The following is an 18,748-nucleotide window of genomic DNA, read 5'->3' as shown; positions in this document are numbered from 1 at the left end:
AGGAGAATAGATAAAGAGATGAAAGTAGTCGCCTTCAACGGAAGCCCAAGGAAAGACGGAAATACCGCTGTCTTGATCGACCTCGTATTGAATGAGCTGAAAGCCAAGGGGATAGAGACCGAGCTGATCAGTCTTGCCGGCAAAAACCTGATCGATTGTCAGGCCTGCCGCAAATGTAAAACCAACAAGGACAAGCATTGCTCGATGACAAAAGACGAGATGAACGGCTATATCGATGCAATGCTCAATGCTGACGGGATCATTATCGGCTCCCCTGTTTATTTTTCGAACTATACGTCAAATATCAAGTCTTTGATCGACCGCGCGGGATACGTCGCCAAGGGGAACGACGATATGTTCAAACGGAAGGTGGGGGCCGCGGTGGTGGCCGCAAGGAGGGCGGGCTCCCTTCCCACCTTCGACTCCATAAACCACTTCTTCCTCATCTCCCAGATGATCGTCCCCGGATCGTCCTACTGGAACATGGGTTTCGGCCTTGAAAAGGGTGACGTGAAAGGCGACGCCGAGGGGGTGGAGATCATGAAGAATCTCGGCCGGAATATGGCGTGGCTTTTGAAGAAGCTGGGCTGACGCTCTCGATTGTGTCGGGGTCACCCGCTGTATATTGCGCAATGTCGAGAGTCAAGGGAAAAATGGGATAAAGTATTAAAAATATTGAAGATATTGTATGGATACCGATTGGCATAAGGGAGCATGAGAGGAGCAATATCTTTTAAGAAGACGCCCCTTTTATTCGACCCGTTTTTTGTATCCAAACTTTTTGTATAGTCAAAAAAATGAAAATCTCAAAACCAAAGGCGAGAGCATTGAAAATCGTTGCTATCCTTGCAGTAATTTTTGTAGTTCTCGTCTTCGTTGTCATTCCGGCCATTGTCACATTTTTTGTCGACATGGACGGATACCGCCCCGAGATCATAAGCAAGATAAAGGAGAAGACAGGAAAAGAGGTCGAGATCGGAAAGCTCTCACTGTCCCTAATCGGCGGCGTCGGGCTGAAGGCAAAGGACGTCTCGGTCAAAGACCCTAAAATCAAAGACAAAAACATACTCTCCACATCTTCGATCACGGCAAGGATATCCCTCATCCGCCTGCTCAAGGGGGAGCTCGGGATAAAAAAGGTCGTCCTGAAGGGGCCGGAATTCAACATCGTAAAGTACAGGGACGGTACTCTCAACATCGCCGAGTCAAACGCGGTTGACCGAGACCGGGGCGCGCCGGAAGGGGAGAAAGATTTTTCGCCATCGACCGGCGACAATGAGATCGCTCCGGCGCCCTCTCCCGGGGACAGTGTGAAAAGCCTCTTCAAGATAAGGAGTGTATCCATACGGTCGATAGAGATCGTAGGGGGACGGTTTGTCTACTCCTCCGAAAGGTCCGGGGCGAAGACCCATCAACCCGTAAAGATTGTTGAGCTTTCGGGAGTTGACCTCGATGTCTCATCGATAAACCTCCCGACAGTATTTACGGGAGATAAAAATTCTCTCGAATCTAAAGAGATCGAAGGAAAGATCGTGGGAGAAATCGAAAACGCATCCTTTAACAAGACCAGAGTATCCAAGGTCGATTTTACCTGTTCGGTCGGGGGGGGAGAGGCGGTTATCAAGGAGTTCGTCTTTTCGATCTACGGCGGGATTGTCGGCGCAGAGGGGATTTTCAGATACGCCTCCGAAAGTCCATCAGGGGAGCTCTCGATCAGGGCGAGCGGGATCAGGTTCCACGAGCTTTTGAACAGCATTTCCGACGAGGAAAACCTTATCGTTGGGACGCTCAAGTTAGACGGGAACTTCGCCTTTCCCATAAAAGGGGGGAAGGCCTTTACCAGCGACCTTAAAGGGAAGGGCAACGTCTCTGTGACCGACGGGACGGTGCCCGATTTCAGTATCCGGAAGGAGTTGGCAAAGTCGCTTAAAATCCCGCCCGCCACGCTCCCGGCGGAGCTGGACACGGGCGATTTCAGCTACATGGGCGGAAGCTATACCATAGATTCGGGAAAGCTCTTTACCAATGACTTCAAGACCGAAGGGCCATCGTACAACTCCATGACCCAGGGTTATCTCGGGTTTAACGGCGTGCTCGACTTTTCGGGAAACATCTACCCCAGCGAAGAGGTCGTGAGGACCTCCAGCTTTGAGAAGCTCACCTCCTCAATCGGGATGGGGGGAAAGCTCGACAAGATCCCCTTTACCGTCACCGGAACCTTGGACAACGTGAAGTTCAAGATCGAGTACGAAGGGCTTTTTGGACTGGGAAGTGAAGGCGGCTCGAAGGCCCTCAAAGAACTGGGCAAGTCGATATTAGAGAATATCTTTAAATAGACGTCTTAGATAGTCGTTTCTGAAGTACAGGGCGATATCGGCGAGGACCATCGTCGCATTCAGCATGTAGAGGTAGATCACCGGGTCGAAGTTGTAGAGCATCTTGTGGACGGTCCCGAACATGTAGCCGGCAAACACCACGAAGAGGAAAAAGACGCTCTTCCCCAGATTCGACCTCGATTTGTATGATTTGTATATAGAAAACGGCCACGCCGCGCCGAAGCATACGAGCATGAAGATTTCAAATAGACTCACGAAAGTTACTCCCGGTTCAATCGGTTAATTTGAGACTGAGACTTCTATTTAAGGCTCTCCAAAGGTGAAACAAAAAAAGGATTGGGAACCTCAATCCCATTAGTCCACTTCACCCCCTGCACCGTCCCTACTTATATCGATTCCCGCGATTCCTGTCAGTGCCTCCTGAAGAGGATCACCGCCAACCCCCCCATGGCGACGCCGAATCCCACGATGTACGTAATATCGTCAACGAGGGGGAAGCTCCTCATCCCCAGGACGACGCCCCGCATAAGATCGACCCCGTACGTCACCGGGTTGAGGCTCACCATAACCTTAAGCCACCCGGGCAGGGTCTCCACGGGGTATATCGCCCCGGAGAGAAAGAACAGCGGCATTATGACGAAATTTGACACTGTCCCGAATCCCTCGTAGGAGTGCATCCTGCTGGCGATGACTATCCCCAGGGAGGCCAGCGCTATCGAGATTATCAGCATTACGGCGATCATCAAAAAAATGTCCATGAGCGCAAACCTGAGGCCGATTATCGGAGCGAATATAAGAGTTATGGATCCCTGGAGAAGGGCCTGGGCCGCGCCCCCCATCACCTTGCCGGCGACGATGGAAGTTCTGGGGATGGGGGCGACCAGTATCTCCTTCAAGAAACCGAACTCCCTGTCCCAGATCACCGATATTCCCGCCCACATCCCGGAGAAGATAAGGGACATCACCACGATCCCTGGGAAGATGTACTGGATGTAGTCCACGCCGCTGGTCACCGTGAAGACAGGCCTCAGCCCCATCCCGAGGATCAAGAGCCATAGGATCGGCCTGGCTAACGAGCCGTAAAACTGGTGCTTGTCCCGGAGCAACCTCTTCATGTCCCTCAGCCAGATGATGTACGTACCGTAGAGGAATTTCCCGAGAATCCCCCAGTCCTCCCCCGTTTTCTCCCTTTCCATCATCCTCCCTTGGCCGCTCATTTCATCCTCCTCATTCTCACCGCCCGCTTGATAAGACTCATCGAGTTTCCCGGCTCGTCTGCGATCGCCGTTCCGGTAATCTCGATGAAGACATCCTCCAGGGTGGGCCTCTTTATCATAAGGTTTTCCAGGGATACCCCTCCATTGAGAATCTTTCTCAGCGCATCCTCGGAGCTGTCGACGCCTATCATGAGCTTGTCGCCGGCTCTCACGACATCGAACCCGAGGGCCCTTACGGCCCTCTCGTTGCCGTCGCTGTTGGAAAGGACGATCGTGTCCCTTCCGATACTCTTTTTCATGTTCTCCGGGGAATCGACCGCGACTATCTTTCCCTTGTGGATGATCCCGACCCTGTCCGACTCTTCAGCCTCCTCCATGTAGTGGGTCGTGAGAAATAGGGTCACACCGAAGTCGTCCTTGAGCTTTCGGATATATTCCCAGATCACCCTCCTCGTCTGGGGATCGAGACCCAGGGTCGGCTCGTCCAAAAATAGGACCCTCGGCATGTGAAGGAATCCCCTCGCGATCTCGAGGCGGCGCTTCATTCCGCCCGAGAAGGTATTTACAACCTTGTCCTTGAATTTCCTAAGCTCCACCATCGTCAGCGCCTTTTCTATCCTCGGCCTTATTTCCCTCTTCGGCACCCGGTAGAGGGCGGCGTGAAAGTATAGGTTGTCGTAGGCGGTTAGGCGCTCGTCCAGGCTCGGCTCCTGAAAGATGATCCCTATGCTCTCCCTGACCCTGTCCGACTCCTTTGCAATATCGTATCCGTTAACCCTTCCCCTTCCGCTCGTCGGCAGGATAAGCGTGGTGAGTATCCTTATGGTGGTGGTCTTTCCGGCGCCGTTCGGCCCCAAAAAGCCGAACGACTCCCCCTCCTTGACCTCAAACGATATGTCGTCTACGGCGGTCACTTCATCGAATTTCTTTACTAACCTGTCTACCTCTATCATCTAATGTGCCTCGTGAGAGACGTCCATATTGGTCCGCCGCCCGCCCTTCATAATCCTTACCATCTCCCCCTCCATCCTTCCAATTAATGGCAGAAGGGTCGATGAATCGACCGCGGAGGCTGTAACGGCGTTATATCCCCTCGTGCGGCTTAAAAGGGTGTCGGGATCGACAAGGTCCATCTTGTTGAAGACAACGAGCTTGGGGATGTCATCGAGCCCAAGCTCGGTCAGGATAGCGTCCACCGCCTCGATCCTGGCAATGTAGTGGGAGTCGGAGGAGTCCACCACGTGAAGGAGAAGGTCGGCGACCTTGAGCTCGTCCAGGGTGGCGGAAAACGCCGCCAGAAGCTCTTTGGGCAGCTCCCTTATAAACCCCACCGTGTCGGTGATAATCACCTCTATATCCCGTGGGAATCTAAGCCTCCTGCTCGAAGGGTCGAGGGTGGCGAAGAGCATGTTCCTCGCATCGACGTTGCTCTTGGTAAGGGTGTTCAGCAGCGTGGACTTGCCGGCGTTCGTGTAGCCGATTATCGAGATGACGGGAAGCTCCTTCTTGACCCGCTTAGACCTCTGCTGACCTCTGTCCCTTCCTATCCCCTCAAGCTCCTTCTCCAGCCTGTTTATCCTGTCCCTTGCCCGGCGCCGGTTGATCTCGAGCTTCGTCTCCCCCGGCCCCCTCCCCCCGATCCCGCCGGTGAGCCTGCTCATCGCCGTGTTTTTCTCTATGAGCCTAGGGAGCATGTAGTTGAGCTGGGCAAGCTCCACCTGAATCTTCCCCTGCCGGCTCTTAGCCCGCTTTGCGAAGATGTCGAGTATCACCTGGGTGCGGTCTATTACCTTGAGCTCCGTGTAGTCGGTGATCGTCCTTATCTGAGCGGGCTTCAGCTCCCCGTCGAAGACGACGAGGTCGGCCCCCAGCTGCATCGCCCTTATGACGAGGTCGGAGAGCCTCCCCTTCCCTAAAACCCACTTCGGATCGGGCGCGTTTCTTTTCTGTATGATGGTATCGAGGACGGAGAGCCCTGAGCTCTTGCAAAGCTCGATAAGCTCCGCCATGCAGTCGTCCGGGTCGTCGTTCCTGCCGTCGTGGCACATGACGAGGATCGCCCCCTCCCCCGCCTTGACCTCCTTGGCCCTGAAGCTCCTTATAAACTCGTTCTCAAGGGACGCTATCAGCTCGGTGAAATCGAGATTCAGATTGTGAATGCTCTCCGGGGGTAGCTTCTCCCAGACCTCCCCCGTGCTGTTCTCGGGGATGAGGTGGGCGATAAATATGTCTCCCGGGAGTCCATGATCCTTGACCTCGACGGCGCCTATGAGGTCAAATCTCAGAAGCGCCAGGTCGACCAGGTCGTCTCTGGTAAGCCCCTCCCCCTTCAGGTGGGTGTGTACGGAGCGGAGCCCCCGAAGCCTCGTCCCACCCGCCCTGTGCCTCGATAGGTCGGGGATCACGACCATCTGGGCGTCCCCGACGATAACGAACTCGATGTTGCCCCTTCTGTCTATCAGGATGCAGACCTGCCTTCCCGTCTCAAGGGAGAGCTCCGTCATCGCCCTGGCGAGCTCCGGCGATACAACCACATTCGGCGGCACCCGCCTCTTGTAGAGGTTCTCCAGTCGTCTAACCTGATTGGCCTTTAGGCCCGTGATATTACCGTAAAGTTTCGTTGGGTTGCCTCTTTCCCCTTGCGATTTTCTCCCCCCTGATATAGTATACGCTCTATCTAAAAATTTTCAAGGCTTTTGCGACATCGGTAGATAAGATGGTGAATTTAATGCTAACAGAATCTCCGTTTAAAGAATTTACATATTATCTAGTTACTTACAATCAGAAATAAACAAACAATTTTGCGCTAAAATTATGAAGAGAGGGACGGCAATCCTCCCCCTCCACGGCGGCAGGGCGCCCAGGTGGCTGATGGATCGAATGATCCGCCTGGCGAGGGAGATTATCATTATCATCGTGTCCGATTTCGGCTCGAAGGAGGTCTTAAGGAGGATGTCCGACCCCTTCTGGTTCCAGTCCTTCGGCTGTCTCCTCGGGTTTGACTGGCACTCCAGCGGCGTCACCACAACGGTGACCGCCGCGGTAAAGGGTGGAATCTCCGGCATCGAGAGGGAGCTCGACCTCTACGTCGCCGGCGGGAAAGGGGCTAGGTCGAGAAAGACGCCCGATGAGATAGCAAGCCGCGGCGCGGATATATCAGTCGATCCCGAAGACCTCGTATACCTCTCCCGGTTCTCGGCCAAGGTCGACAACAACGCCGTCATGGACGGCTACCAGATCTACCTCCATAATTTCATCTTCACGGGGGACGGGAGCTGGGCCGTGGTTCAGCAGGGGATGAACGAGAAGTGCAGAACGGCACGCCGTTACCACTGGCTCGGGGAGGCGGTTGACGACATGGTCTCCGACCCGCAGGCCGCGATATGCTGCGACAGGAGGGAGGGGATTATCACAAACCTGACCGACGGCAGGGCGAAAAACGCAAGGGAGGTGGCGGCAAGGCTCGCTGTCGAACGCCCCGAGACGATCGTGAAGGAACTTACAAAGATAAAGGGTAAGGCAAAAGACAACGACTTTACGCTTCCCCGGCGCCACGCGGTTACAGCCGACGACATCGATCCGAAGAGGCTCTACAAGATATTCCTCTCCACATACGAGAGAAGGCCCAAGGACTTCGAGGCGCTGCTGGTATCCCAGGGGGTGGGGCCGAAGGCGCTCCGGGCCCTTACGCTGATCGCGGAGGTGATCTACGGAGCCGAGGCGTCATTCACCGATCCCGCCCGATTCAGCTTCGCCCACGGCGGCAAGGACGGTCACCCCTACCCGGTCGACAGGGAGAACTACGACAGATCCATCGAGACGCTGAGACGGGCGGCAAAGTTGGCGAAGGTCGGCAGGACCGAAAAGATGGATGCACTGAAAAGGCTGGATCGTTTTTACAGAACGCTTTTAGAGAACGCTTTTAAAGAACGATGTCACAGGAATTTTAAGAGTGAAGAGGACAAAGCTGAAAGGGATTGAGGGAGTCATATTCGACTTCGACGGAACGCTGGCGGAGATGAAGATCGACTTCCCCTCGATATACACCAAGGTCTACGAGCTGACGGGGGAGTACGGGATGGACGCCTCAAAGCTCAAGGAGACCTATCTTATAGAGGTGATAGAGGAGATCACCTCCATTCTGGGGGGAGAGGCCGGAAAGAGATTTTACGAGACGGCGATTAAGATCGTCGTGGCCGAGGAGCTCGTCTCGGCAAGGGAGGCCTCCCTCTTTCCCGGCACCAGGGAGCTTATCTTATGGCTTAAGGAAATGGGAATAAAGGTAGGCATAGTGACGAGGAACTGCGCCGAAGCGGTCCTCTCGGTCTATCCGGAGGTTAAAAGGGAGGTGGATCTCTTTTTGCCCAGGGACAGCGTGAAGCGGATAAAGCCGGACCCCCAGCACCTTATCGAGGCCCTTAACGCCCTCCGTGTGGCCGATACCCGCTGCCTCATGGTGGGGGACCACCCCATCGACATCAAGTCGGCGATCAGGGTAAACATGATCCCCGTGGGCGTCCTGACGGGGCACTCGACCGAGGAGGAGCTCCTCGATGCGGGCGCCGAGTTAATCCTCGCCGACGCAACGAGATTAATGGATGAGATAAATTGAGAGTTTTTTGAGAGGTCACCGGTTTTTTATGAAGAAAGACGAATCATTGCCGAGCGGTAAGCTCAAATACGACCTTCTGGATTCCATACTGAAGGGATTTTCTTCGGACGACCCGAGGGTCAGGCTCGGCCCCAGGGTCGGCGAGGACGCGGCGGTGATAGACATGGGCGATAGATGCCTCGTCGTCACTACCGACCCCATCACCTTTACGGCGGAAAACATCGGCCACTACTCCATAAACGTCAACGCCAACGACATAGCCGTACATGGGGCCGTCCCGAAGTGGTTCCTCGTGACCCTCCTCCTGCCGGAGGGGGAGACCGACGAAAATTCTGTGAGGGGGATCTTCGATCAGGTGAAGGAGGCTATGAGGCCCCTTGGTATATCCCTCATCGGAGGGCACACGGAGGTGACCGACTCCGTCACCCGCCCCGTAATCAGCGGCGTCATGATGGGTGAGGTCGAACCAGCATTCCTAATAACCACCGGAGGCGCGAAGCCCGGGGATCTCTTATTTCTCACAAAGGGAATACCGATAGAGGGAACGGCGATAATCGCCGCGGAGAAGGAAGAGCTGCTCTTGAAGGAGGGGGTAGATCCGAAGGTAATCGCCGACGCGAAGAATTTCTTAATGAGGCCCGGGATAAGCGTCGTCGAGGACACCCGGATAGCCGCAGAAGCGGCTCCGATAACATCTATGCACGACCCGACTGAGGGGGGACTCGCCGCGGGGCTCAACGAGCTGGCGATCGCGGCGAACGTGACCATATCGGTGAAAAAGGACAGTATCCCCGTCTACCCCGAGGGGGAGGCACTCTGCAAAATCTTCGACATAAACCCGATCGGCACGATCTCCTCGGGGGCTCTCCTCTTCACCGCAGCCCCCGAATACAGGGAGAGGCTCGAGGCGGCCTTTGGGGAAAAGGGTATCCCCTTGAGCGTGATCGGCGGCGTCGAGAAGCCTTCGGCGGAGAGGGTCTACATCATAGAGAAGGGATCGGCGGGCCTGTCCCGCGCCTCCCTCCCCTACATCGAGAGGGACGAGATATTAAAGATATTTGGATAAGGATTTCCCATCAGGTGGCGCTTAATCCACCCGCACGAAAAACCAGGGCATTGGCGTGTTCCGCGAAGACAACCGGCCCGGCAATTCCTGGAGATACTACAGTCCCTGAAGCTTTATCTTCTCGTAGGCCCCCATGACCTTGTCGACATACTTGTCGGGGAGCCTTCTTCCCCTCTTCAACATCCCGTCCACGTAACCGGGGCCGGCGTTGTAGGCCACCAGTGCGAGCCTCAAATCCCGATATTTCAGGAGCATCTTGAAGAGGTAGTACATCCCCATGCTGATGTTTTTCTCCGGGTCGTAGAGGGTCTTTGTCCCCTCCCACTCGATATCTACCTCGCTGGCTATCTCCCTTCCAGTCGCCGGCATGATCTGCATGAGCCCCCTCGCCCCCACAACGGAGATCGCCGTCGGATTGAAGGCGCTCTCTATCTGAATGATGGCGAGGATGAACTCAGGATCGTAGCCGTACTTCATCGACTCGAAATATATAAGAGAGGCGAGCTCCCTTTCCTCCTCCTCGGTCAATCCGGTCTCGAAGGAGCGTATATATTCGAGGATGTCAAAGTTGTCGATCTCCTCCCCGCTTTTCCGGTCGATCAAAATCTTGTACGATATCTCACCGAGTCCGACTGGTGGATTTTCAGGCCTAAAAAAAAGCCCCGGCAGGGCCAAGGCTGTTATTGCCAATATGGCAAGGCACATTTTAAGCGCCCCTCGCTTAAATCCCGAGAATGGGATCTTAAGCCACCTCACTTTTCCCTTCAAATTCTTGACGATTTGCATAAGTAAACTCAACTTCAGAAAGATCATATTGTAAATTTTATATAGTATAACAACGAATCGGCCGTTTGTCAAGGGAATTATAGCAATTTAATGTATAATTTACATACAATTTGTACTTTATTGTAACATATTATCATTTATTGCATTACAATTATTGCACATTAAGCTTAAATGTTTGCACTTTCTTTTGTTCATAAATAGTTTTCACGACAGTTCGGCTAAAGATTTTTCATATCTATAAATCCTTTGACAAAATCCAATTCTTTGGTAAAATCTTCTACATTATGAAAAAGACAATTACCAAGGTTGAGATAGGGGGCCGAAAGCCGGACTACTCCGGGAAGGTCAGGGAGATATTCGATCTCGGGGACGAGCTGATTATCGTGGCCACCGACCGCCTCTCCGCCTTCGACGTAGTCTTCACGGACGGGATTCCGGAAAAGGGGATAATCCTGACCGAGATATCAAACGTCTGGTTTTCTATGCTCGACTTCGTCGAGAACCATATAATAGAAACGGACATCAAAAAATTCCCAGCCCCCTTCAACTCCCAGGAGAATTTCAAGGGGAGGAGCGTCTACGTCAAAAAGGCGGATCGGATCGACATGGAGTGCATTACGAGGGGGTACCTCGCCGGCTCCGGCTACAAGGACTACACAAATACCGGGATGATCTCAGGGACGAAGCTACCGAAGGGTCTCAAGCTCGCCCAGAGGCTCCCGGAGCCGATCTTCACCCCGTCGACCAAGGCGGAGGTGGGACACGACGAGAACATCACGAAGGATGAGGCGAGAGACATGATCGGCATGGACCTCTTTTCCAAGATAGAGGAGCTGAGCCTTTCAATATACAGCTTTGCCCACGACAAGATGGAGAGGGAGGGGATAATCCTGGCGGACACCAAGTTTGAGTTCGGCCTGATTAACGGAGAGATAATCCTTATAGACGAGGCGCTGACGCCCGACTCTTCCCGCTACTGGCCGATGGACTCCTACAGAGTGGGAGAGTCTCCACCCAGCTTCGACAAGCAGTTCGTGAGGGACTTCCTCGAGACGACCGACTGGGACAAGACGCCGCCGGCTCCCAAGCTCCCCGATGATATAGTTTTGGGAACGAGGGACAAGTACCGCAAGATACTCGAGGTGATCCGTAAGATCAATAGCGACATATGATGGGGCGATAATGTTGGTGGGGCGATGCCTGTGACGGGTCAATGTTAGTAACGGGGCGATGCTGATGAAGGGGCGATTCTGGTGAGGTGACGACGCTTTTGATAAGGTGATGATGATGGGGGCCAATTGAGGGAACGGCAATTAAGACAGCAGAGATCGAGAGGGAGCGACAATCGAGAGAGCACTATTTAATATAGAGACAATCGAGGAGGAGAGACCTCCTTGGATTAAGGTATTCGGCGCGGCCCCCTTATCGGTCTTTTTAGCTTTTATGGAAACGGAGGGTCTGGTGAAATGACGAAGACGTCCCAGCCATAGATGCTTTACTACTTCTTACGCTCCGCCCTTAATCAAGATTTGCTTAAATAACGGTTTGGCATTCGCTGATGCTTCAGCGGCATCGCCCGTCCTGCCGGTACTAAAACAGTGAACAAACCCAAACTGTAAATGTCTTATCAGCCATCACTGCTTTTTCGTGAATAAAAAGCCTTCTTAAATTTCGGACGCAAATGGTTCACCAGCCACCGCCTCTATATCCGAAGTTAAGGTTCAGCAGGAATAACGATCGAGCTTCCGCTATAGATGCCTTACTACTTCTTACGCTCCGCCCTTTCTGGAAGGACTGCTTAAGCAGCGAATCGGCATCATCCTTTACCTTGCCGGTCTACGCCGTTTTGCCGTGAATGGATGTTCTGCGGAGAGAACGAACTGGCCTCCGCCGCCGATTTCTCACCTATCATCATCAGACCAGTGGGGACAGGAGCCTTACAGAAACGGCGAACCGGCATTTCGCGCGGCTATTTAACCGCTCCCCCTTCCCTGTGCTTCTGATAACGGGAATATCCCTTGAGCATGAAAAAGGCGATGGTCATGATTATCATCTGGCTTACGAGGACGGGCACGGTAAGGACGATATACCCCTTTTCGAGAATGACCGAGAGCATCAAGCCCACCCCCGCCGCCGTAACGACCGCATAGAACCACGATGTGAAGAGAAGGTATCTCCTCCCGAAAACCGCCATCGGTATCGCCCCGACGGTGCTCACCAATGGCATAAAGATCAGGTCCCAAAAACCGGCATAGGGTGAGAGGAGGTTCGCTATGAAACACCCTATCGGGACGAAGACTATAAGGTACGGACTGGTTGCAACGAGTATGACCACGGCCTCGCTTATCCTAAACTGTATCGGGCCGTAGCTTATCGGGTACACGTAAACGGTCAGTGCCACGTAGAGGGCGCTGATTACGGCTATCTCGGTTATTGGGTGTATGGAGCGTCTTGGCCCCCCCGTCGGATTGGCGTTTTCCACTCGATTTTCGGACAAATCTGAAACATGAGTGGATTTTTTCACTGTCATCGGCTGTAGTATAAGATGGGATATTTTAAGAGATTTGCCGGATTCATCGACACGGATGTCCTGCAAGGCCTTCAGGACGCCCAAATTTATTATGCATGCCTAATATTTTTTAGGGCTTAAAATCTTTACCTTATTCAGATCTCGACCGACTCGCCGCCGATGACCGAGAGCTCTCCGCAGATCGTCCGCTCGAGCAAATCCTCGATGATCTCGCCGACGTTGTCTTTTGTAATCCAGTTCTTGTGGAGGTAGTTTGCCCCCGCATCCAATATATCTTTTATCTCCCTCTGAAGGGATGTTACGGCGATGATGCCTATCGGCGGATCCTGACTCCGGGCTGCTTTTATAACCTCCATTCCGCTCGTTTGCTCCATCATTATGTCGGTGAAGATTACATCGGGGTGGTTTTTCTTGTCAGGGTTGTTGATAACCTTTATCGCCTCCGCCCCCGTATGGAAGGTCTTCACGAGCATCATATCCTTGTAAATCTTTTTCAAGATATCTTCCAATATCTTGGTCATAAACTCGCTGTCATCTATCACCATCGTCTTGATCTTCATGAAGAGGAGGGCCTTCTTTCTCATCATGTCGGAAAGAGAGGCGTACGCCTCCCAATCGGTCATGGACGTCCTGTTGACCAATGTGTTGATGAAAATCCCCTCGGGCGGAATGAGGTTCCAAAGCTCCTTCTCCTTATCTATCAACTCAAACGATCCCTCCGCCTTTTTTATCTTGTATATCGGAAGGACGCTCTCTTTGAGCTTGTTTTTCTCATCCTTCTGACGAAGCCCCTCCAAGAGAAGGTGTGAAACATCAAGGTTTATATTATAACGGTCTTTTTTGATATCTTCAATATCGTATGCCTGAAATCGGGCGTCTTCCCATTCTATCATTCTAAAAAACGCCTTTTTCCCTGTCAGGACATCCCCGACGAAAGCGCCGACAATATTCGAGTTATCGAAGAAAAGCGTTCCATCACTGCCGTCGTTGGAGTAAAGGGTTATCAACATCTTTCTGTTATTGGAGATACCCTGGATGAGACTCACCAGAGAAAGCGCCGTAAAATTTCCCTCGATCTGCGGGACTTTTCCCTCTAAGTCTTCCATGACAATACCTCGTCTCTTCCGTTAAAATTGTTCAATGTCACTGTCCATAGGTGCGGGAGATTCCGGTGTCTCCACATCACTTCCCAGCTTTTTTTTGACCATATCTATATTAACTTTATAGTTACTCTTCGGCTTGATGTCAAACGCTTTTTTGAATTGAGTTAGAGCCTCCTCGTATTTCTCCATTTTCACGTACAGCACCCCGAGGTTGTTGTAGGCCTTGTCGTAATATGGATCGATATTCAGCGCATAAAGATATTCCTGTTCGCTCTTCTCCAGCTCGTTGGTCCTTGAGTAAACGATAGCGAGATTATAATGGTAACGGGCGTCGTCGGGCGAAAGCTCGATCGCCTTCTGGTAATTCGCTTCGGCCTCGGGGTAGTTCCCCAGCTGAGAATACACCTTGCCGAGATTGTAGTACCCGTCCGAAAAAGTGGGGTCCAAGGTCACGGCCATCTTGAACTCCTCGGCGGCGGCGGAATAGTTTCCCTCTTCCAAGAGCCTCGCCCCCTCGATGTTGTGCTCCTCGGCTGTGCCCTTTACGGTCAATTCGTATTTTGCCAGATGCTCCTTCAAGAGCGTATTCTCAGGGGAGAGTTTTAGCGCCTCCTTCTCCTTTGCTAAGGCAAGGTCGTATTCCCCCTTGGCGAAATGGGCGGCGGCAAGGGCGTCGAGCACCATGGGGTTTTCCGGAGACAGCTCCATCGCCTTCAAGGCGTACTTTTCAGCGAGGTTACCGTTTATATAAGAGGGATTTTCAGCCTGACTGTAAAGGAGGCTCAGGCGAATGAGTGGTTCGACCGACTTCTTGTCCTTTCTCGCCGCGGCAAGGAAATCCTCTATGGCCTTTGCGTATTCCTTCTCCTTTATGTGGTATGCGCCCATATACATATAGACCTTGACGTTGTCGGGATCCAGATCTCTGGCCTTCTCGAGCATCATCAACCCTTCCTCATCAAGTCCCCTCTCTATATAGACCAGCGCCACCTCGGCCATTATCTCTCCGTTCTTCGGGTCGAGGTCCATCGCTTTTTTGTATTCCTTTATCGCCTCATCGAATCTCCCTAGGGAATAGAGGCACTTTCCCATCCCGAGATGAGCCGGCGCAAAAGAGGGTTTTTCCTCGATAGCCTTTTTGTATTCGACCATCGCCTCTTCATACATCATCTGCTTGTAGTATCTCTCGCCGCTCAGGAAATAGGTCTTGGCGTCGCCCATGACGCTCTTCCTGCAGGAGAAGGCGCCCAGGAGAAATATGAAGAGTAATGCCGTTAAGGCCGCTGTCGGCGTTATTCTTTTCATTTTAAGTAAATATCCAATTAAGATTACAATCGACCCCGGGGGGTTATGGCGGAGAGAGAGGGATTCGAACCCTCGGTAGGGGTTTACCCCCTACACTCGCTTAGCAGGCGAGCGCCTTCAGCCAGCTCGGCCATCTCTCCGGATCCGATTTTGTCTGTGAAAATAACTATTTGCTACAGAGCAGAACCTTAAATTTTAGCACGACGTTCTTCTTATCCAACCCTTCCATCGACCCCGACGGTTAAATGGCGGAGGGAGTAGGATTTGAACCCACGGAACTTTCGTTCAACGGTTTTCAAGACCGCCGCCTTAAACCACTCGGCCATCCCTCCGTAATTATAATGACTTTATTCTAATCCTAAATTCACTACCTAAAATGTTTATCGACCTCCCCCCACCCCGCGCCGTATATCAACCCACTACATTTAATACAACTTTTCCCCTACCCCCCTGCCCCAATCATCATCTCACTCCCATGATATTTTTCCACCCCCCCCTTCCCCCAAACGAGTTTGCCCACCCCGCACCGCATATTGACCCACTACATTTAATATAACTCTATCTCCTACCCCACCCCGCACATCAATCAACTATATCCAATCCACTTTCCCCCTGCAACCCCGCACCGCATATCAACCCAGTAGGTGTAATCCGCCTCCCCCCTTTTTACAAATAATTCTCTCACCCCCCCCCAATCCCCCTATGTTAACCAATCAGCTCGAGCCCACCCATGTAGGGCCTTAAGGCGCCCGGAACCTCCACCTTCCCGTCCGGTCTCTGGTAGTTTTCGAGGATCGCTATCAGCGTCCTTCCCACGGCCAGGCCGGAGCCGTTCAGGGTGTGCACATACGCCGTTCCCTTCTTGCCCTTCTCCCTGAACCTGATGTTCGCCCTCCTCGCCTGGAAGTCCTCGCAGTTGCTGCAGGAGGATATTTCCCTGTATTCATTCTGCCCCGGAAGCCACACCTCTATGTCGTAGGTCTTCGATGAGGAGAAGCCTATATCGCCGGTGCAGAGGTTCACCACCCGGTAGTGGATGTTCAGCCTCTTCAGTATCTCCTCCGCGTTTGCAAGTAGCTTCTCGAGCTCGTCGTAGGAATCCTCGGGCTTAGTGAACTTTACCAGCTCCACCTTGCTGAACTGGTGCTGTCTTATCAATCCCCTCGTGTCCTTGCCGTAGGAGCCCGCCTCTTTCCTGAAGCAGGGCGTGTAAGCCGTCATGTAGATCGGAAGCTCGTCGCCGTCAATGATCTCATCCTGAAAGACGTTGGTCAGGGGGACCTCCGCCGTAGGGATAAGCCAGTAGTCGGTGTCCTCTACCTTGAAGAGGTCGTCGACGAACTTGGGGAGCTGGCCCGTTCCCGTCATCGTCTTTGTGTTTACCATAAAGGGCGGCAGCATCTCCGTGTAGCCGTGCTCCCTCGTGTGGATATCGAGCATGAAGCTTATCAGCGCCCTTTCGAGCTGCGCCGCCTGCCCCTTCGACAGCGTGAACCTCGCCCCGGCGAGCTTTGCCCCTCCGGTAAAATCTATTATCCCAAGCCTCTCTCCGATGTCCGCATGGTCGAGGGGCGTAAACTCGAACTTGGGAGGCGTGCCCCATTTCCTCACCTCCACGTTATCCTCGTCGGAAGTCCCGACGGGGACCGACTCATGGGGGATATTCGGTATGAGAGCAAGGGCCTTTTTAAGCTCTTCGTCAATACTGTTCAGCTCTTCGTCCAGCGCCTTTATCTCGTTCGAGACGCCCTTCATCTTATGTATGAACTCCCCGGCGTCCCCCTTCTCCTTCTTTATTTTGGCTATCTCGTCCGACACGGAATTTCTTTCGTGCTTCAGGGTCTCCACCTTGACCAAGAGCGTCCTTCGTTTTTCGTCCAACTCCTTGAACCCGGAGACGTCAATCTCCTCGCCCCTGAGGGAGATTCTCTCGATAACAAGATCTGTATTTTCTCTGAGGAATTTTGGATCAAGCAATTTTCTAAAACATCAACTTGTAATTAATCAAACGGGAATCAAACAGGGTCCCAAACATGTCCACTGATATTATCACTTCATATTCAAATAGTCAATAATTTTGTTAAAATAACTGCATTACCCATGCGTCATATTTTGAATCGTGATATTATAACCTGCCTGAAAAAGATTTTTAACTTTTCAACGACATAAACGTCTAATTTTCAAACAGGGTGTTTAATGGAATCTGAAAGAGAACTCGTCCGTCTGGCAATTGCCGGAGACGACGGGGCATTTGAAACGCTTGTGAGAGGCAATATGCGGCACGTATACGCAACGGCTCTCGCTGTGGTCAAGGACCACTTCGACGCCGATGACGTGGCCCAGGTGAGCTTCATCAAGGCGTACCGGGCTTTAAGCAAGTTCAGGGGCGATTCGACCTTTAAGACGTGGATCACAAGGATCACCATAAATCAGGCGAAAGATCACCTGAGGAAGAAAAACGGCGCCGTCAACTCCGACAATATCGGCCAACTTCCCGACGGCGGGAGGGACGCCCTCACAGACTACATCATCTGGGAAGAAGGACGCGAGGCGTCAAGCGCGCTTAATCTCCTCCCGTTGAAACAGCGCCTGGCCGTCACGCTGAGACTGATCGAGGGGCTGTCTTTCAAGGAGATCTCCCGGGCGATGAACATCAGCGTCGGCAGCGCAAAGACGAACTTCCACTACGGGATAAAGAGGGTGGCGGAGATGGTCGCAAGGGCGAACGACGACAGGGTCAAGACGATAAAGCGTTAAACGACAAGAAGGGGGAATGGGCGTTGCAGGAATCAGGTTATAAGCCGGGGGGTTCGCGTTATAAAGATTTTAGTATATAAGGATTTCTGTTAAACGACATGGAAATAGCGTGAAAAGGGAATAATTGCTGGATGAATTCGGAAATATCAACGCGGGGCAACGTTAGATTGCTCAATATAGAACACCCGAATTAAATTACAGCAGGTGAGAGTAAAGCTTGAAGGCGCCTCGATTATAAGAATATCAACGTGAAGCCAAACTTCATGTGTACTCGGGTCAAATGGGAAAAAGGGAGAGCGGACTTTAAAGGCGCCTCGATCATAAAGGAATGAGCATCTCAAAAACATTGTAAAATCAAGGCTTTATAAGATCATCAAAATAAGGCCGCCGCTTACGGAGGTAAAAAAGTGAAATGCAGCACTGTGAAAAAGATAATCCCCGACTACCTTTTGGGAGAGCTCTCCGAAATCGAGGCGAAGTCGGTCGAAAAACATATTGAAGCCTGTCCCGAGTGCTCCGGGGAGCTTAAGAGTTTAAGGGAAGTCTTCGATGATATTTCAAGCTCCGGGGCAAAACTCCCGCCCGAATACTACTTCGAGCGGTTTCCGTCCCGGGTCATGGAAAGATTCAAGAAAAGCAATGGGAGTGAAATCGCCGAAAGGCGGCGTCTCTTAAGCCCTGTTTGGGCCGCGGTGGCCGTCGCCGCCGTCATCTTATTGATGGTTTTCGTTCTTGTCAATCCCGTCAAGCCGCCCGTCACATCGGAAACGGGAGGAGTAAATATTGTCGAGGTCTACGAAAACGGTCTGATTGATCAGATTGATCCGATAATCGAGGTGTCCGAGGCCTACGAGGCCTCCGGAGACGATCCTTACTACACGTCGTCATACACCGACGATTACCTCGACGATTACTATATCGATGAGGAGACCGTCAACGCCTACATCGAGGCCGAGAGATACTACATCACTGAGGAGGAATTTGAAGAGATCCTGCAGATACTCAAAAAGAGGTTTTTAAGCTAACAATTGAAACA

General features: G+C 52.4%; 17 protein-coding genes and 2 tRNA genes. 8 read left to right on the top strand and 11 right to left on the bottom strand.

The features are described from left to right. The first annotated feature begins 18 nt into the window (after positions 1–18). Both JW984_07335 and JW984_07330 read left to right on the top strand, forming a co-directional pair. The gene (locus JW984_07335; GenBank protein MBN1572990.1) at positions 19–591 is read left to right on the top strand and encodes a flavodoxin family protein; all 573 of its coding nucleotides are present in this window, start codon (positions 19–21) and stop codon (positions 589–591) included. Positions 592–827: 236 nt separating this feature from the next. Then, positions 828–2,336 (top strand): AsmA family protein, encoded by a 1,509-nt coding sequence (locus JW984_07330; GenBank protein ID MBN1572989.1) that lies wholly within the window; start codon positions 828–830, stop codon positions 2,334–2,336. On the opposite strand, the gene JW984_07325 is transcribed toward JW984_07330, so the two are convergent. The 4 genes from JW984_07325 to hflX form a co-directional block, all read right to left on the bottom strand. Next, complete coding sequence (locus JW984_07325) at positions 2,316–2,591, bottom strand: hypothetical protein (protein ID MBN1572988.1); 276 nt, start codon at positions 2,589–2,591, stop codon at positions 2,316–2,318. The genes JW984_07330 and JW984_07325 overlap by 21 nt on opposite strands. A gap of 155 nt (positions 2,592–2,746) precedes the next feature. After that, positions 2,747–3,553 (bottom strand): ABC transporter permease, encoded by an 807-nt coding sequence (locus JW984_07320; protein MBN1572987.1) that lies wholly within the window; start codon positions 3,551–3,553, stop codon positions 2,747–2,749. Further along, on the bottom strand, positions 3,550–4,506 hold the full coding sequence (locus tag JW984_07315; protein ID MBN1572986.1) for an ATP-binding cassette domain-containing protein: 957 nt from the start codon (positions 4,504–4,506) through the stop codon (positions 3,550–3,552). The genes JW984_07320 and JW984_07315 overlap by 4 nt, the downstream gene beginning before the upstream one ends. Continuing rightward, complete coding sequence (hflX, locus tag JW984_07310) at positions 4,507–6,216, bottom strand: GTPase HflX (protein ID MBN1572985.1); 1,710 nt, start codon at positions 6,214–6,216, stop codon at positions 4,507–4,509. A 151-nt stretch (positions 6,217–6,367) separates the two neighbouring features. Here hflX and JW984_07305 point away from each other — a divergent pair, with 151 nt between their 5' ends. Genes JW984_07305 through JW984_07295 form a run of 3 tightly spaced genes read left to right on the top strand, consistent with a single transcriptional unit; the run spans position 6,368 to position 9,231 of the window. Beyond that, positions 6,368–7,534: a DUF763 domain-containing protein gene (locus JW984_07305; protein ID MBN1572984.1), complete on the top strand. Its 1,167-nt coding sequence runs from the start codon at positions 6,368–6,370 to the stop codon at positions 7,532–7,534. Further along, complete coding sequence (locus tag JW984_07300; GenBank protein MBN1572983.1) at positions 7,506–8,165, top strand: HAD family phosphatase; 660 nt, start codon at positions 7,506–7,508, stop codon at positions 8,163–8,165. Before JW984_07305 ends, JW984_07300 begins: the two co-directional genes overlap by 29 nt. A 28-nt stretch (positions 8,166–8,193) precedes the next feature. Next, complete coding sequence (locus tag JW984_07295) at positions 8,194–9,231, top strand: AIR synthase family protein (GenBank protein ID MBN1572982.1); 1,038 nt, start codon at positions 8,194–8,196, stop codon at positions 9,229–9,231. Between the two features lie 96 nt (positions 9,232–9,327). Here JW984_07295 and JW984_07290 read toward each other — a convergent pair whose 3' ends face one another. Next, complete coding sequence (locus JW984_07290) at positions 9,328–9,987, bottom strand: lytic transglycosylase domain-containing protein (GenBank protein MBN1572981.1); 660 nt, start codon at positions 9,985–9,987, stop codon at positions 9,328–9,330. A 314-nt stretch (positions 9,988–10,301) separates the two neighbouring features. Here JW984_07290 and JW984_07285 point away from each other — a divergent pair, with 314 nt between their 5' ends. Continuing rightward, positions 10,302–11,189 (top strand): phosphoribosylaminoimidazolesuccinocarboxamide synthase, encoded by an 888-nt coding sequence (locus JW984_07285; GenBank protein MBN1572980.1) that lies wholly within the window; start codon positions 10,302–10,304, stop codon positions 11,187–11,189. A gap of 797 nt (positions 11,190–11,986) precedes the next feature. On the opposite strand, the gene JW984_07280 is transcribed toward JW984_07285, so the two are convergent. The 6 genes from JW984_07280 to serS all read right to left on the bottom strand — a co-directional run bounded on the left by JW984_07280 (position 11,987) and on the right by serS (position 16,932). After that, complete coding sequence (locus tag JW984_07280) at positions 11,987–12,514, bottom strand: QueT transporter family protein (protein MBN1572979.1); 528 nt, start codon at positions 12,512–12,514, stop codon at positions 11,987–11,989. A gap of 167 nt (positions 12,515–12,681) precedes the next feature. After that, positions 12,682–13,653, bottom strand: coding sequence for a response regulator (locus tag JW984_07275; protein ID MBN1572978.1), 972 nt, complete (start codon positions 13,651–13,653; stop codon positions 12,682–12,684). A gap of 21 nt (positions 13,654–13,674) precedes the next feature. Continuing rightward, on the bottom strand, positions 13,675–14,955 hold the full coding sequence (locus tag JW984_07270; GenBank protein MBN1572977.1) for a tetratricopeptide repeat protein: 1,281 nt from the start codon (positions 14,953–14,955) through the stop codon (positions 13,675–13,677). Positions 14,956–15,001: 46 nt separating this feature from the next. Beyond that, positions 15,002–15,095 (bottom strand) — tRNA-Ser (locus JW984_07265). Positions 15,096–15,201: 106 nt separating this feature from the next. After that, positions 15,202–15,287: transfer RNA gene (locus tag JW984_07260), tRNA-Ser, on the bottom strand. 373 nt (positions 15,288–15,660) lie between these two features. Further along, a complete protein-coding gene (gene serS / locus JW984_07255; GenBank protein MBN1572976.1) occupies positions 15,661–16,932 on the bottom strand; it encodes a serine--tRNA ligase in 1,272 nt (423 codons plus the stop codon). Positions 16,933–17,151: 219 nt separating this feature from the next. Here serS and JW984_07250 point away from each other — a divergent pair, with 219 nt between their 5' ends. Beyond that, positions 17,152–17,712, top strand: coding sequence for an RNA polymerase sigma factor (locus JW984_07250; GenBank protein ID MBN1572975.1), 561 nt, complete (start codon positions 17,152–17,154; stop codon positions 17,710–17,712). Positions 17,713–18,119: 407 nt separating this feature from the next. Then, positions 18,120–18,737: a zf-HC2 domain-containing protein gene (locus JW984_07245; GenBank protein MBN1572974.1), complete on the top strand. Its 618-nt coding sequence runs from the start codon at positions 18,120–18,122 to the stop codon at positions 18,735–18,737. The last annotated feature ends 11 nt before the right edge of the window (positions 18,738–18,748 follow it).

This window comes from Candidatus Zymogenus saltonus (genome assembly GCA_016929395.1).
GTDB classification, from domain to species: domain Bacteria; phylum Desulfobacterota; class Zymogenia; order Zymogenales; family Zymogenaceae; genus Zymogenus; species Zymogenus saltonus.
This window is presented reverse-complemented; position numbering and strand designations above follow the sequence as displayed.

What these genes read in the sequence shown, in the direction of transcription:
- JW984_07335 (MBN1572990.1), top strand. Translation starts at nt 19, where the DNA reads ATGAAAGTAGTCGCCTTCAACGGAAGCCCAAGGAAAGACGGAAATACC.
- JW984_07320 (MBN1572987.1), bottom strand. Translation starts at nt 3,553, where the DNA reads ATGAGCGGCCAAGGGAGGATGATGGAAAGGGAGAAAACGGGGGAGGAC.
- JW984_07315 (MBN1572986.1), bottom strand. Translation starts at nt 4,506, where the DNA reads ATGATAGAGGTAGACAGGTTAGTAAAGAAATTCGATGAAGTGACCGCC.
- JW984_07305 (MBN1572984.1), top strand. Translation starts at nt 6,368, where the DNA reads ATGAAGAGAGGGACGGCAATCCTCCCCCTCCACGGCGGCAGGGCGCCC.
- JW984_07295 (MBN1572982.1), top strand. Translation starts at nt 8,194, where the DNA reads ATGAAGAAAGACGAATCATTGCCGAGCGGTAAGCTCAAATACGACCTT.
- JW984_07285 (MBN1572980.1), top strand. Translation starts at nt 10,302, where the DNA reads ATGAAAAAGACAATTACCAAGGTTGAGATAGGGGGCCGAAAGCCGGAC.
- JW984_07275 (MBN1572978.1), bottom strand. Translation starts at nt 13,653, where the DNA reads ATGGAAGACTTAGAGGGAAAAGTCCCGCAGATCGAGGGAAATTTTACG.
- JW984_07270 (MBN1572977.1), bottom strand. Translation starts at nt 14,955, where the DNA reads ATGAAAAGAATAACGCCGACAGCGGCCTTAACGGCATTACTCTTCATA.
- JW984_07250 (MBN1572975.1), top strand. Translation starts at nt 17,152, where the DNA reads ATGGAATCTGAAAGAGAACTCGTCCGTCTGGCAATTGCCGGAGACGAC.